Annotated in this window: 10 protein-coding genes and 1 pseudogene; 2 read left to right on the forward strand and 9 right to left on the reverse strand. The window is 33.8% G+C overall.

All coding sequences use genetic code 11. The features are described from left to right. The first annotated feature begins 377 nt into the window (after positions 1-377). Complete coding sequence (locus tag RINTHH_RS00720) at positions 378-1,832, forward strand: protein adenylyltransferase SelO (RefSeq protein ID WP_008231655.1); 1,455 nt, start codon at positions 378-380, stop codon at positions 1,830-1,832. Here RINTHH_RS00720 and RINTHH_RS00725 read toward each other — a convergent pair. The 3 genes from RINTHH_RS00725 to RINTHH_RS00735 form a co-directional block, all read right to left on the reverse strand. Beyond that, a complete protein-coding gene (locus tag RINTHH_RS00725; protein WP_008231657.1) occupies positions 1,815-2,654 on the reverse strand; it encodes a nitrilase-related carbon-nitrogen hydrolase in 840 nt (279 codons plus the stop codon). The two genes, RINTHH_RS00720 and RINTHH_RS00725, sit on opposite strands and share 18 nt — an antisense overlap. Positions 2,655-2,954: 300 nt before the next feature. Then, positions 2,955-4,031: an agmatine deiminase family protein gene (locus RINTHH_RS00730; RefSeq protein WP_008231658.1), complete on the reverse strand. Its 1,077-nt coding sequence runs from the start codon at positions 4,029-4,031 to the stop codon at positions 2,955-2,957. A 561-nt stretch (positions 4,032-4,592) separates the two neighbouring features. Next, positions 4,593-4,985 carry a hypothetical protein gene (locus tag RINTHH_RS00735; RefSeq protein WP_044304302.1) on the reverse strand — a complete coding sequence of 131 codons (393 nt, stop codon included), beginning with the start codon at positions 4,983-4,985 and terminating at the stop codon, positions 4,593-4,595. Positions 4,986-5,625: 640 nt separating this feature from the next. On the opposite strand from RINTHH_RS00735, the pseudogene thyD reads away from it, so the two are divergent. Continuing rightward, positions 5,626-6,548, forward strand: a pseudogene (thyD, locus tag RINTHH_RS00740) (thylakoid membrane protein ThyD). A 53-nt stretch (positions 6,549-6,601) separates the two neighbouring features. Here the strand turns inward: thyD and RINTHH_RS00745 are convergent. The 6 genes from RINTHH_RS00745 to RINTHH_RS00770 form a co-directional block, all read right to left on the reverse strand. After that, complete coding sequence (locus tag RINTHH_RS00745; protein WP_008231663.1) at positions 6,602-6,871, reverse strand: hypothetical protein; 270 nt, start codon at positions 6,869-6,871, stop codon at positions 6,602-6,604. A gap of 88 nt (positions 6,872-6,959) precedes the next feature. After that, positions 6,960-7,382, reverse strand: coding sequence for a tetratricopeptide repeat protein (locus RINTHH_RS00750; RefSeq protein WP_008231665.1), 423 nt, complete (start codon positions 7,380-7,382; stop codon positions 6,960-6,962). An 88-nt stretch (positions 7,383-7,470) separates the two neighbouring features. Next, on the reverse strand, positions 7,471-7,827 hold the full coding sequence (locus RINTHH_RS00755; protein WP_008231668.1) for a HesB/IscA family protein: 357 nt from the start codon (positions 7,825-7,827) through the stop codon (positions 7,471-7,473). A gap of 1,972 nt (positions 7,828-9,799) precedes the next feature. Further along, positions 9,800-12,151, reverse strand: coding sequence for a ComEC/Rec2 family competence protein (locus tag RINTHH_RS00760; protein WP_008231670.1), 2,352 nt, complete (start codon positions 12,149-12,151; stop codon positions 9,800-9,802). A 921-nt stretch (positions 12,152-13,072) separates the two neighbouring features. Further along, the gene (locus RINTHH_RS00765) at positions 13,073-13,573 is read right to left on the reverse strand and encodes a hypothetical protein (protein WP_044304303.1); all 501 of its coding nucleotides are present in this window, start codon (positions 13,571-13,573) and stop codon (positions 13,073-13,075) included. 90 nt (positions 13,574-13,663) lie between these two features. Continuing rightward, on the reverse strand, positions 13,664-14,611 hold the full coding sequence (locus RINTHH_RS00770) for a ribonuclease Z (RefSeq protein ID WP_008231674.1): 948 nt from the start codon (positions 14,609-14,611) through the stop codon (positions 13,664-13,666). Between the last annotated feature and the right edge of the window lie 605 nt (positions 14,612-15,216).

Here is a 15,216-nt window from a genome sequence, read left to right on the forward strand (position 1 = left end):
GCTATAGAAGAAGTGGCAGAAGTTACTGCCGGTATTGATGTTAGGGAATAATAAAAACTAATTTTCTGATTCCAAGCCGTGGCGTATGTAATGTATATTACGTAATGTGTATATTGAAGCGGGTAACAATCCCATACTACAATAGTCTAATCACTCTTTTTTATGCAGTTTAGCTGCATATTGGCCTACTTGCTAGTAACTAAATTTGTTTGAAACTAGGGGGAAATATCCCTCTTTTTTGTGCTATTTATTCGGAGGATATAACAGATAAAATGTGTGCATCTGCTTGTAATTCTGGCAAGGCTATTAAATATAATTGATTTTTACCTAATTGAAAACTGTTTCATAACTCCACATCACTTAGCGAAAAAAATTGGATGAATTTAGCTGATACTACTACTCACAATCCCTTTATTTCCCTGATCTACGAAACTGCCATAGAATCATTAGGTCATGAATACTATGATGTAGTAAATGCGGCAGAATTTCCTCAGCATATTCTGCGGTGGCGTAATGATGACCTGTTACCTACACTAGGATTAACACCACAACAGGTGACTAATGAGCATTTTGTTCGGGCTTTTGGCAAATTTGAACAACGTCAACCTTTATTAGCACTGCGCTATCATGGCTACCAATTTGGTGAATATAACCCGATGTTAGGAGACGGCAGGGGATTTCTATATGGCCAGGTAAGAGGTTTAGATAATAAGCTTTATGATTTTGGTACTAAAGGTTCTGGAAAAACACCTTATTCCCGTGGTGGAGATGGGATGCTAACTCTCAAAGGAGGTGTAAGGGAAGTATTAGCTGCTGAAATGTTAAACTGCATGAGGGTGAATACTTCCCGTTGTTTAAGTATGGTAGAGACAGGAATGTCCCTGTGGAGAGGAGATGAACCATCTCCTACCCGTTCTTGTGTCATCATTAGAATGAGTCAATCACACATCCGTTTTGGCACTTTTGAACGACTCAACTATCTCAAGCGTTCAGATTTAACCCGAAGATTATTAGATCATGTTATTGCAACTTATTATTCCCACTTACAGGGGGAAGAAGATAAGTACACTTTTTTTTATGCCGAATTATCAAAAAGGGTGGGAAAACTAGCCGCTCAGTGGATGGCAGCTGGTTTCTGTCATGCGGTTTTAAACACAGATAACATGTCTATTACGGGGGAGAGTTTTGATTATGGTCCTTACGCTTTCATCCCCAATTATGATCCCCATTTTACCGCTGCATACTTTGACTATAATGGCCGATACTGTTATATTAATCAACCAAGAATTTGTCGATTTAATCTAGAATTATTACAGAAGGCATTAAAAGATGTTATTCCGCAGACTGATATGGAAAAGGGAATAAAAAATTTTGATCAAGAGTACAAACTGGAATATCAAAATTTAATGCTCAAAAAGTTAGGTATTGAGCGAATCAACACATTTAAGGGAGAAGAATTATTACAATCAACTTTGTCATTCCTTAAATATTATCCTGTTAGTTATCATGGTTTTTTTGCTGACCTAGCTAGTACCTTTTCAAGTAAATGGCAGAATAATGAGGAGAATATCCTCAAAGGGTCGGAAATTAAAAATTGTTTTGGTACAACGGAATTATTTATTAATTGGTCTAGATATTACCATCAAATCCTAACAGATTTATCTCCCAATCAATTAGAAAATGTTGCTAAGGTCCTAAGTGAGAACAATCCCAGAACGGTAATACTAAGACCTGTAATTGAATCAGTATGGAAGTCAATTATAGAAGAAGATAACTGGCAACCATTCTATGATTTACTCCACTCTATTTCAGAGTTAACGGCTGAGAAGTGAACTATATAAATCCGGACGACGATCACGAAAAAAACCCATATCTGCCTGAAATTCTCTTTGGTCAGTAAAGTTCAAGTCTGCTGTAATTACACAATCATCATTACTCCCTGCATCAGCAATTATTTCCCCTTGGTAATCGGCAATAAAGGAGGTACCATAAAAGTCTATTTCTCTCTCCCTACCTACTCTATTTGAGGCCCCAACATACACCGAATTACTTACTGCATGACCCACCATTACCCGCCGCCACATGGCACTGGTATCAGTAGTAATGCTGCTTTGTGGTTCTGAACCGATAGCGGAAGGATATAGTAGCAAGCTTGCACCCATTAGGGACATGGCCCTAGCGCATTCTGGGAACCATTGATCCCAACATATTCCTACCCCTATATTGCCATACAGGGTATTATAACAGCGAAATCCCGTGTCTCCTGGTGTAAAATAGTACTTTTCTTCATACCATGGGCCATCAGGGATATGTGCCTTACGGTATGTACCTAGGTCTTTGCCATTAGCATCAAATACCACCACACTATTAAAATAGGAAGTCCGATCTCGTTCAAAAAAACTTACAGGGAGTACAACTTGCAATTCCCCTGCCAACTTTTGAAAAAATTTAAGGAAGAAATTTTCATTTTTGGATCGAGCTAATGCAAAATTCTCCATTTGCTCAGTCTGGGGGAAATAATGGTTAGCAAATAATTCTGGCATCAAAACTATCTGTGCCCCTTCCTGAGCAGCTTTTCTTATTGCATGACTCATCTTTATAATGTTATCTTCAGTCGTTTTTGAAAAAGAACCTTGTAGTATTCCTAATTTCATTTTCTACAATTTTTAGATTGTGGATGCTTTAACTAAATAATGTTTTTCTTCTCCCCTTTAGAATGTGGAGCATTTTGCTGTGATTGATAGCCTTCTTGGTAATATATACACAGAGTCAATTACTATCAGAGTAACAAGTAGTACCGGATAACAGTTATTTTTGCTTTTGATCTTTCAATGATTATAAAGTTTTCTTTTAAAGGCAGTAGTGAATTGGCAGAATTATTGAACATATTCAGTTAAAAGTTTATGCTGCAGGCTATTTTTGATAAAAGTGTTTTCTTTTTATTTTCCCCAATATTATCTTGCCCCTGTTCTTTTCTGAGGTACTTGCTGCGTCAAACAGTTTAAAATACCCCCTCCATATTTAAGGATATCTCGAGCCAATACACTTACTACCTCATGTTGGGGAAAGAAATTGGCAGCAATACTACGTGCCACTTCATCTGCTGGATCATTAAAGGCAGGTACAATTACACTGTGATTAGTAATATAAAAATTAGCATAATTAGCACAAGCTAGCTCAGGTAATTTGTTAGTCATAGCTTCTTCAATAGTTTGCTCAGGTAAAGGAAGACAAATCAAACTACTTGAACCAAATTCGCGACTTAGCTGCTTGTAATTCTGTTCTAAAATATGAAAATGTGGGTTATTTCGATTATGTGTGTGATTAATTAGGATATTCCCAGTAGGTGTAAAACGTGCAACCATATCAATATGCCCATCTGTATGATCCCCTACCAATCCCTCATCTAGCCAGATCAGTTTATTCAATCCAAAAAAGTCTTTGATAATTTGGCTAAATTCGTTTTCATTTAATCCAGAGCGATTGGGATTTAACAAACAGGAGCGAGTGGTAATACCATTCCCTTTACCATCAACCTCAATTGCCCCTCCCTCGAGAATTATTGGAATATCAAAGAAATTATTAATCCCCATTATTTCTATTAGTTGATACCCAACTGCACAATCATGATCATAGGAAAATTTTTCACCCCAACCATTAAACTTCCATTTGACAGGTATTAGTTCCTTTAGATCTTCACTAATGAGTTGAATAGTAACAATGTCACGCATCCACACATCATCTAGAGGTAATATCACCACATGCAGATTGGTAGAATTTACCCAGTTTTGTTTTACTATTCGTTGAGTCTCATGAAAACTCTCCTCTTCCATAGGAGTTATAACCAGTATTGTTGATTCATCTTCCACAATTTGCTGTAGAAAGGACATGAATTCACACCTAACCCTAGTTAGCCCACCTTGCCAATTTTCTTCTCCAAATGGAAAAGCTAAAATTGTCGATTCGTGGGTCATCCACTGAGCTGGCATATAATAACCTTGTTCTCTTGGAGTACCATGGAGTCTTCTCATTTACATTAGCAAACCTTATTATGATATTTGGGGACTTGTTTTTTCAGCATAATTTTGCAGATGAACAGTTGAAATAATAGTTTATCTGCTGTACGAAAATTAATTTACATAATATAAATATGTAACCTTAGTTATGTAAAACCTGAACAAACTTTCTTATGCTTGAAATAAATAAGTTTGCCATGTAATACTTGATTTTTAAATATCTTGATATTAAATTATCCAGTCCCCGCATTTATACTTATTATTGCCTTATTGACATAATAATACATAAATATAATAGGGTATTTGCTTTTACTGTAAGTCATACTGAATAACTATAAATTTTAATTTTTATACTCATTGAAAACATTATTAACTAGTGAAATACTATACCATTGAGATTAACATTTCATTGAAGCTCCAAATTTATTTGTTAATTAAATTGCTATTTACTTGTTTTCAATAGAATATTAATCATTTTTTTAAATCGAATTATAACCCTATAGTATTAGAACATCAAATATAAACAGCTATCAATATCGGCAAAATCGTAACTGCAATTAACCCCACTATTAAAATTTATTTGGAAGATAGACCATCTCTACGCCCTAATTCATATACACCAGAAGTAATGCAGGCGAGCAAGCCCGTACTTATTGCCCAGCTACGACTGAGACTTATCTCAATACCCCAGCTGAAGAGAATACCCACAAATAAAAAAGGTATTATACTTAATAAAGAGGCACAAAAAGTACCTTGCGATTCTTTATCTTTGCAGGTTTCTTCAAAGTCTTTCTTGTTAGTGTTGAGTGACTTCCTCATAATAGCAAACAAATGACTAAGCTCACATATCACCCATTCACTTATTGGAGAAAACCCCAAATATAATGCTAAAGACCACAAGCTGTTTCCAGCTATCATTGTTGCATCCAAGTTAAGTTGGAAAAGTAATATTTGAGTCAAAAATAGCATATGTTTATTGTAAAAAGATAAGTCTATTAACTAAATTTATAAATATTTGAAAATACCTAAACAAGAATTGTATTCTACAACATTTATATTTGCTGTCAAATTAAAACTTACGTCCAACTGTCATGATTATGGTGGTTATTTTATAGGAATTTTTTGTACAAGCTGTTTGCAAGTTTTAACAAATAATCTGAACTGGAATTCAAATTGTGTAATTTACTACTAACGATTCTCACAATTGTTTCTGTAATTATCAATCTTGATACGGAGAATTTGTGTTAATTGTTTGTATAAACATTCGTTACTTTATACTTAGAATAATTCACTACCTTTAGACTTTTTATGAATGAAAAGGTATTACAATAGCTTACTTACTCTAAAATATCTCAAGCTCATGAGAGTTTTAAAACGTGCAAAGATCCACTTAAATATCTTACTACTTAATCAGGGTGTTACCTACGTTATTGATTACAAATTAATATTTGACAGTGCAGTATGATTACAGCGACAATACAGACGAAAAGCATATCCAAATCCTGATGAGGATCCTCTGGCAAATTAAGTTAGGTTTAGATTAACCGACAAGTCAATGTTTAAGAAATCAGAAAATAAAGGCTCTATGAGGTTCTAGGTCAAAACTTCTATGAAAATTGCAGTTATAGGGGCAACAGGGTTTGTTGGCAGTTGTCTAGTCGTTAAACTACAAGAACGGGGATGCCAAGTGGTTCTTCTCACTCGCAATCCGAGTAATGCTCGTAAGATTTTCCCATTCTTATCTTTTCCTAATATAGAGATAGTTAAATATACACCATATGTTTTGGATGATTGGCAAAATACTATTTCTGGGTGTGATGGTATTGTTAATTTGGCGGGAGAATCAATCGTAGATGGACGATGGACAGGAGAAAAGCAGCAAGCAATTCGTGATAGCCGTCTGCTAACTACCAGAAATATTGTTACAGCAATTGCCAATGCAAAATACAAACCTGGTGTTTTAGTTAATGCTTCTGCCATTGGATACTATGGCATAAGTAGAACCGCAAGGTTTACAGAAACTAGCCCCCCTGGTAATGATTTTTTGGCGAAGGTTTGTCAGGCTTGGGAAGAAGAAGCAAAAAAGTAAGCAATACTGGCGTAAGATTAGTTCTTTTACGCTCGGGAATTGTTTTAGGTAAGAGTGGTGGGGCATTAGCAAAAATGATTGCTCCCTTTAGGATGTTTATAGGTGGTCCTATTGGTAGCGGAAATCAATGGTTTTCCTGGATTCATATAGATGATTTAGTCTACTTAATTATTCAAGCCTTAACTAACTCAGATATGTCAGGAATATATAACGCAACTGCTCCCAACCCAGTACGGATGAGTGAGCTTTCCCAAACCATTAGTCAAGTATTAAATCGTCCTTCTTGGCTTCCCATCCCTGGCTTTGCCATTAAAGCTATTTTGGGGGATGGGGCCATCGTAGTTTTAGAAGGCCAACAAGTAATATCCCAGCAGACCTTAGATATAGGCTTCAAATACCAGTATCCTGATTTACGAACTGCATTAGCAAATATATGCAAGTAAACTACTTAGAGAAAATATGGTAATAAAATTGCCTTAGCGATGAATAGTAGGATTTACTTTTTAATATTTCCTTTAGTAAAATGATTGCCGGGAAATTTTCGTCTAACCGAGCTGATTGTAGCACTTAAGACTGCACCGCCAATAAGTAGACTAATAGCAGGATTAAATAGGGGCTGCCATAACTCATGCCACAAATCCAACCCAAGAGGGATTTCACATGCATCTCCGACTGCGGCAACTATCAACCATACAAATCCTGCAATGACTAAAAAAACATTTGCTACTAATAATAAGTTGAGCCAACTGATAAGTTTCTCTTTCATTAAGAGGTCTTCAAGATTTTATTGAATTCAAATCAAGGTTGCACATTTGCCTCATGGGTGCAACCTTTGTACCCATGGTAATTATTAATTATTCTTCATAAATCCATCTCTTGACTTTTGCCAAGCTTGGCCAATTTGGTTTTCTACTTAATCCATCCTCAATACTTTGTTTAATTTCCTTGTCCAATTCATCATCAACAAGTATCAATTGCCGTGCAAGTTCTATATGTTGTCGCAAACCTTTGCGGTTTGTTTCTAACATTGCAATGGCTAAATTTATCCTAGCTTGAGGTTCTTTTGGGTTAAGTGTTACTGCTTTTTGAGCTGTTTTATAAGCCGAAATGAACTTATTATCCAGCAAATACAACCACGCCAGACAGGTCCAAGCAGCACCAATTTTGGGGGCACGATCACAAACCTCCTTAAAAACAGGGATTAACTCAGTTATGGGATCTCCTGTTTTATATCTGTGTACACCCTGTTCAAAGAGAGATTCAATAGTTTCAGTCATTAGTCATTTTTATATATCACGAGTCATGGTGTCCTGGTTTTTATAGGCTTGCATGAAAAACACAGGATGAATAGCAAAATATCATGAATTAAACCCCAAAAGACTTACCACAACCACAAGTTTGACTAGCATTTGGATTAGTAAACTGGAATCCACCACCAATCATTGCATCACTATAGTCGAGCATTAACCCATAAAGGTACAAAAGACTTTTACGATCACAAACGATCTTAAAACCATCGTAGTCAAATAATTCATCTTTTTCAGAAATCTGACTGACATCCTCAAAATCCATCATGTAAGACATTCCAGAACAGCCACCTTGCCGAACTCCCACTCTTAAACAAAGTTCTGATCCCTGCTCATCTCGGAGTATTTTTACCCGCTTCAAAGCTGCTTCACTCAACTGAATACCTTTTTGTTTAGTATGAGTTTCTTGTATCATTTTTTGCCTGAACTCCCAATGTTTTTTTAAGTGCCAAATTGATATCTAAAATGCATTTACCCAAAATGCATTTAATTTTTATATTCATTCTAGCTATATTTCCACAGTTCCAATAAAAAATTCTCTGTAGTGATTTAACATGACTTTACTCAATTAAGTAATAAGTTTATTTTAAACTATCCTCTAATCTAATCTTGGTATTAAAACACAGTTATCTTAGATATTAGACTTATTTGATTTTTTCTCACTATAAATCTTATGTAATCAATATTTAGTGTATCAGCATTAAGTAATTTGTGCTGATACACTAAATACTTAGATAAAAATAGTAACATGAAATATACCAAGGAAGATGAAAAGAATAAAATAAGAAGTTATATTTGGTTTGTAAGGAATAACAAAGTGTTATAGACCTTAAATAAATGTACCTGATCAAAATCAAACAATGGTTATTTCAACTCCTAATTAAAATACAAATCCTCTACGCTTATCGCAATATTTAAGTGAACATTGGTGGTGAGTAGAATCTTAAAACACTATTTTACTTCTAGAATAAATATAATTACTTGATAAATGATAACTTGATTGTTCCCACCTGGTATACTAAAAACTGTGTTTATGAAAGCTATCTGTTAGTATTGTTAGTACTTTATCAAGACTAATATACCCCCTCAAAAATTTATTAAGCAGGAGCTTATATATTAATTCAATTAGTTGGATTTTTAATATTATAAAACTGTTAAAATAAATTTTAAAAAATTTTGCTTGAACAATTAACTTTAAACTAAGAAAACATGAAAAATCCCATATAATGTAACTATGACATACTTTGGTATGAGAACCTAATTAATACCAACATAAGGATTATGATTGACAATCAGTTTCTTATATATTTTCTTAGTCATTGAGTCTTTGTTATCATTAAATATTTCCAGATTCACTTTCTTGTTGATATCTAATATAGATCGTGTTAGTCTTAATTATACCAATTATTTGAACATGAGTCTTGGCTTTTTTTTAGAAAACCTTATATTTGTACTCTTACTATTTTGAGAAGTTTAAATTGAGCATTCGACTCCACCAATTATCATTAGAACAATATCATAACAATTATTAATCTTGTATATTATTTTATTTATGCTATTTGCTTAAGCAAAAACTATTGTGGAATTTCTTGTAATCTATGTAATCAGTAATAATTAGTTTAAGGAAGATCTACATCAAATCAAATTTTGGATGAGACTTAAAGTAAAATATAGTATCAAATAATTTTTATTGGAGATTGTATAAATCAGCTTTTTATCATTATTGAAATAGTATTAATTTATAAAAAAGCTACTTATTTATATATAGAGCTATAAGAGAATGCGAAGAAAGTCTCGAAGTCTCATCATAATTTTTGCATTAAATTCAGCTATTATTTCAATGCTTACACAATTCCTTTCATATTGCCATCATCAGGTTAAAAGATTTCTTCTCTCTCTTGCTTACTAATAGCCCTGATATATAAAAATTTCTAGAGGAAAATGACCATATCAAAATATTGTCAAGTAGTCAATTAATGATTATTGATACTCTTATTTCTTAATAATTATACTTAGTGATATATCCATTAAAGGATCTTTAGGATTAGGAGTAACCCATACTGCGATGCAAATAAGGCTTCCAATTATTTACCCTCATTTGGAGTAGTAAACAAATAATAAATTCAATATTTATGAATAATATTGAGGCTACTAAGCAATGATTTTCATCCAAGGAAGGCACTAAATATCAAATAACCTACAAAGTAAATAAGATAATATTTGAAGATTATATGGGGATTAATGGCCTAGCCTAAGCGGCAGGAAATTAGTTTTGTAATATCTCCAAGCATTATTATGTAAGGATTTTTATATATTATTTAATGAGATAATAAGAGGCTAACTTAACAAGCAATTTTTAGCTTAATTACCGATGTGGGATGTTCTCTTTAGAAAATAGACGTCCTACTTTCTGTATTTTGTATAAAAGCCTCAAGCTTGCCATCAGCAGTCCACTGAACTGCTCCATCCTGCTCAGTAAAAAAAACTTGGGTTTTCATTTTACTAATAGCTAAGGAGTCTTCATTCCTCAAATTAGCATTAACTGTGATTGCTAGGTTTGGTTTTAGAGTTTCCAGTAACTTTTTTAATGACTGACCTGCATGCCATAATACTTGGGGGCGTGGTAGTTTCTCTAATTTAATTAATTTTTCCAATTCTGACTGATTTCGATTACCGATAAATAGCCACAATTGTCCACGAATCTTCATTTGTAAAATTGGTATTTCCTTGTTTACTAACTGTGCTATGTAGGAGTCAGTACTTACCGTTTGTCCTAAAGATAGTGGTTGATATATTCCCTTATGTTTTTGTAATTCTTGATGTATAGCTTTGCTGATTAGGGCAGTTTCTGGGGTTGGAGAATAGTCAAAGAAGACTTTAATGGGCAATTTTTCCATTATTTCTAACCAGGCATTAGTATCACTGTATTGAAAATTACTAGATATTGCCCAATCAATTTTATTTATTCCCTGCTGTTGTAAAAAAGGAGCTATCGTAAGCTTTCCTTTTCCGCAATTACCACTATTAAATACAGTGACATTTCCCTGATCCTGGATCACCATTATAGGCTCTTCCTCAGCAGCTAATACGGTTATTCTAAATAAGTCATTTTTCGAATGCCCAATTGGAATAGTCACTGAAATCAACACTAATAAACCTGCAAACCACAAGTGCTTTCCCCACCATCTTAACCACCAAACCATTAATATTAAGGTGTACACTATTAATAACTGCCAAATTGTTATTTTCCCTACTGATAAATAGTTCTCCGGTAAATTTCCTACTAGTTCTACCAGATAAATCAACCAACTTGTAAGACAATTTAATACTACCGCTACTGCACTTCCAAATGGGGGAAAAATGAATGCAAATATGGCACTTAACATTCCGCCAAAACTGATTATAGCTACTAGTGGTGTACTAAGGACATTTGATAAAATGCTATATATAGGAACAGTACCAAATACTGATAGCTGAATAGGTAAAGTCCAAATAGTTGCAGCAAGAGGAACAGAAATTAAGGATGCAATCACTCTTGGCAACCATTGTAATCTTTGATTTATTGATGGTACGGTGATAATGAGACTGGAGATAGTTAAAAAACTAAATTGAAACTCCAAATCCCAAATCCATAAGGGATTAATTAGTAGCAAAATCATTGCAACTATCATAAATAGACTTAGTTGTTTGATTTTTTGTTTTATTCCTATTCCTAAAAAAGCTGCAAGACCCATTAATACAGCACGGAATGTCGATGGGTTAAACCCAGTCAAACCCAAGAATATAATTAAGATTAAGCTACCGACTATTAACCGTGTACGTCTACTAGCCTTTCTTGTTAAGCCTAATACTAAATCCAATAACAAAGAAGTATGAAAGGCAGAAGCTGCGATCAAATGGGCCAAACCAGCTTTAATAAATAAGTCCCTAATATCGTAGGGTAAGTCAATGGCTTTACTACCCAATAACATGGCACTGACCAAAGGACCTTGTGGAATACCCAAAAACTGAACGTGGGACTTTACTATACTCTGCCTGACTTTCCATAATCCCCAAGGGCGTTCTTTTTCCAGTATATTTACCAATCTACCGTTTAAGCCGGAAAATGACCCTTGATACCATAAATACCTGCGAAAGTTGAACTCATTAAGATTTTTTGAGGGTTTAGGCCTATATAAAAAACCTGTAATTGCTACTTTTTGTCCCGGGTATAAACCAGTAGATTGAAGTATAGGTACTGTTACATACAATTTTCCAGTAACAGCCTTACTAATACCAGGAGGTTGTTGATTATTGATCACTTCGCTGAATTGATCTGCATTTAACCAAAATTGTCCTCTTTGACTACGAGTCAATCTTGGTGTACTTTCTATTGTTCCCCGAACAATTACTAGTTGTGCTTGAATTGCGTTACTATCTTGAGGAATAAACTTACTAATGTCGTTGTTCTGTGGTTGTGGAAGGCGAAATTGTAAGTAAAAACCTGCCAACAAACTTACTAAACTGGCAATTAACCAAATATATGGATGGGGTAATGCTAATGGTGGTAAATGCCTAGCCTGTAACTTTTTCCTAGTTTTTGATTGCAGTTTATGTTGGGGACTTATCCCTAATTGAGAAAATAAAACTGCCCCCAATATCCCAAGAATAATTGGCCAAATCCTACCCCCGGGCAGCTCAGTAGACAACAACCCAAGAATGAAAGCCAGACTGATAATTGTACTACTTGCCTTAATCATGAAATTTAGAGAAAGGAGAAAGATTAGAAAGTAATAGTCAAGGATAGATCAATCAACCATAAAAAAACTACACCCCATTTCATACAAAGAAGAGCATAGAGTGATATTAATAATCATGCTATACCATCAAAGCATGCATGAAATATATGTTAGTGCATATAGCTGCCACACAAGTTGATTAGAAAAATTATGCCATTTATCAGTAAAAATAACAGTATTATTTAGCCACTCAAAAAGTGCTATTTAACAAACTAAATTTTTTATGTGTCAATAATTACTACAAAAATATATAGGGGGCAATATTACAATGGTTATTAGTAATATTTTTTACTATTGCATAACTATTATTTTGGTACAGTTATCTTTCCAAGTACCTAATCTACAGCATAAACTATGAGGATAATAATAACCTGTATCATTATTAAATTTTTCCAATAAACTATGGGGTAAATATTATATTTATATAATACCCGAGTTTTACAGCGAATTTGTTATTGTTTCTAATATTTAAGCTATTTTCATGGTATGTATTCTATTGCAGAGATTACTGTTAGTATGGATATACTGGTATATAAACTTTCATAGGGTAGTTAATTAATTTTACTCAATATTTTTATTCTTTTAACAGTTCAATTTTAGAAAAATATCATCGAAAAACAATCAAACATAATATTACTGAAGAGTACATATTACTCTATGAATAAAGTATAAAGTACTATACAATGAAGTACTTCTATATTTGTTTTAATTATTCCTATTTTTAAAATTGGGAAAAAATTTCAGTATAGTAAAAGTAAGATAACTATAAGTTAATGACATGGTCATAATAGTTGCTAGTATACAAGTAGATAATAAGAAAAATTTGGGATTTTAAGTTGTTGACTCCTCCTTGAAGTAAGCTAGAATACCTTAATGGAAAACTTAAAATCCTACTGATTCTTCAGTTTGATTGCAATACTCATTGAGTTCCTCAAAGAGTACATCAAAATTTTTAGCCGTATAATAGGCAGATATAAGATTAGTATTGATTTCCTCTCTTGCTTTTTTAATTGTTATTCTACCATTCTTTGAAGGTTCAGCTGTCTTTGTTGTTGCCAAGGCTTTACTGGCTTTTCCTATTTGTTGATTCCAATTCCTAAATATTGTTGCAAATTTGTCATTAAACTCTGCTAACTTGGTATCTCCAAACTTGGACTTTATAAGTATTTGTGTAATTTTTTCCAAATCTTTTGCCAGCTGGTAACTAGTCGTAACCTGATAACCCTTGTTTGTTTCAATTGAATTATTCCCCTGGTCAACTATCGTGATTAAGCGTTTGCACTGAGATATTTTACTTTCATTTGCATATACCCAGAATAAAGTCAAGCACAAGTATATAGATGTTAATAGCATGTGCTTTTTCCAAATGCCATTACGTTTCATACCACCAAATAAGACCAACAGATGTAATTAACAATGGCATAATTTACAGGATTTCAAGCAGTTTTGTCATCATAGAGACAAGATTACAAATTAGACAATTATTGAATCCCTACGTCTAGGAACTTCATAACTCATAAAATCATATGCCATATCCGTTTTTGGAAAAATAGCACGTGCTTCTTTCAACAAATCTTTAAATTCTATGGGATTACCAGGGTTGTAACGAGGACTAAAATGAGTAATTATCAGACGATGTGCGTTAGCAGCTAAAGCTGTTTGTGCTGCCATAGTACTTGTTGAATGAAGACGCCGAAATGCCATTTCTGCATCTTGATGGGCAAAAGTGGCTTCATGGATTAATACATCTGCATCTTCTGCTAGCTGTACTGCTCTATCACAATAAACAGTATCCGTACAGTAGGCTATCTTACGTCCAATTTCCGCATCACCACATAAATCAGCCCCATTGATTACTCGTCCATCCTCTAATGTCACTGTTTCTCCATGTTTTAATTGACTATATATTTTACCTGGGGGAATATGCCACCGCTGAGCTTTTGCTACATCAAATCGTCCTGGACGATCTTTCTCTATAACTCGATAGCCGAAAGCAGTAATACGGTGGTATAAAACACCACAGTAAATATAAAATTCTTGGTCTTCATAAATCAATCCTGAAGTAATAGTATGAACTTTCACTGGGTAAGAAAAATGGGTATGAGAATAGCGCAAGGCTGCCTGCAAATACTCGTTTAATCCTGGAGGGCCATAAATATCAATAGATTGGACATTACCAGCTAAACCACAACTGGCAAGTAAACCCATCAAGCCAAAAATATGGTCACCATGCATATGAGTTATAAAAATGCGGGTTAGTTGGCTTATTTTTAGCTCACTACGGAGGAACTGATGTTGTGTTCCTTCACCACAGTCAAACAACCATAATTCCGACCGTTGTGGCAATTTCAGGGCAACACTGGAAACATTACGTGATCGCGTAGGTACGCCAGAACTTGTCCCTAAGAATGTTATCTGCACGGTGCTTTTGCCTTTTTTTGTAGTTTTTTTTAATTTGCCACTTCATTTTCTATAGTGGCATGGAAAGGCAGACAATTTTTTTTGAATACATTTCTATGGCTCAGTAATTTAACCTGAGGAGTCAGAAGTTAAACCATTGCAGTAGATATAAAAGTAAATCTTACTATACTTGTCTATGGTATCCATAATATTTTGGACCATTCAGCTTAAATCAACTTGCATCTATAAAACAAATTCTGTATATTACTTATGCGTATTCCTAGAAGTTTCCATGATTACCCCTTGTATGAATTTATTTACTAAGTAAGAAAAGACTAAAATTCGTGTTTCCCAGGATAGTTTGTACTATCTTTAAAATAAATTCATCATATTTCTATTATGAAAGTATTTGTAATTTTTGTAATCACTCTAGTTTTTGCCAGTATGAAAAAGTATAAATTATTATATTTAACTTAATATAATTATCAATAGACTTTAGACCAAAGCATCTAGTTATGATATATTCCCATACAAAGATAATTATATTCCTGCATTCAAAAATATTACTCCATAATATATAATAAATTATTAGAATAAGTTTACAAACTCATTCTAATAATTTATTT

The sequence above is a fragment of the Richelia intracellularis HH01 genome (genome assembly GCF_000350105.1).
GTDB classification, from domain to species: Bacteria; Cyanobacteriota; Cyanobacteriia; order Cyanobacteriales; family Nostocaceae; genus Richelia; species Richelia intracellularis.

Coding starts and splice junctions, on each gene's coding strand:
- RINTHH_RS00720 (WP_008231655.1), top strand. CDS start 378: ATGAATTTAGCTGATACTACTACTCACAATCCCTTTATTTCCCTGATC.
- RINTHH_RS00755 (WP_008231668.1), bottom strand. CDS start 7,827: ATGATACAAGAAACTCATACTAAACAAAAAGGTATTCAGTTGAGTGAA.
- RINTHH_RS00745 (WP_008231663.1), bottom strand. CDS start 6,871: ATGAAAGAGAAACTTATCAGTTGGCTCAACTTATTATTAGTAGCAAAT.
- RINTHH_RS00725 (WP_008231657.1), bottom strand. CDS start 2,654: ATGAAATTAGGAATACTACAAGGTTCTTTTTCAAAAACGACTGAAGAT.
- RINTHH_RS00735 (WP_044304302.1), bottom strand. CDS start 4,985: ATGCTATTTTTGACTCAAATATTACTTTTCCAACTTAACTTGGATGCA.
- RINTHH_RS00760 (WP_008231670.1), bottom strand. CDS start 12,151: ATGATTAAGGCAAGTAGTACAATTATCAGTCTGGCTTTCATTCTTGGG.
- RINTHH_RS00765 (WP_044304303.1), bottom strand. CDS start 13,573: ATGAAACGTAATGGCATTTGGAAAAAGCACATGCTATTAACATCTATA.
- RINTHH_RS00730 (WP_008231658.1), bottom strand. CDS start 4,031: ATGAGAAGACTCCATGGTACTCCAAGAGAACAAGGTTATTATATGCCA.
- RINTHH_RS00750 (WP_008231665.1), bottom strand. CDS start 7,382: ATGACTGAAACTATTGAATCTCTCTTTGAACAGGGTGTACACAGATAT.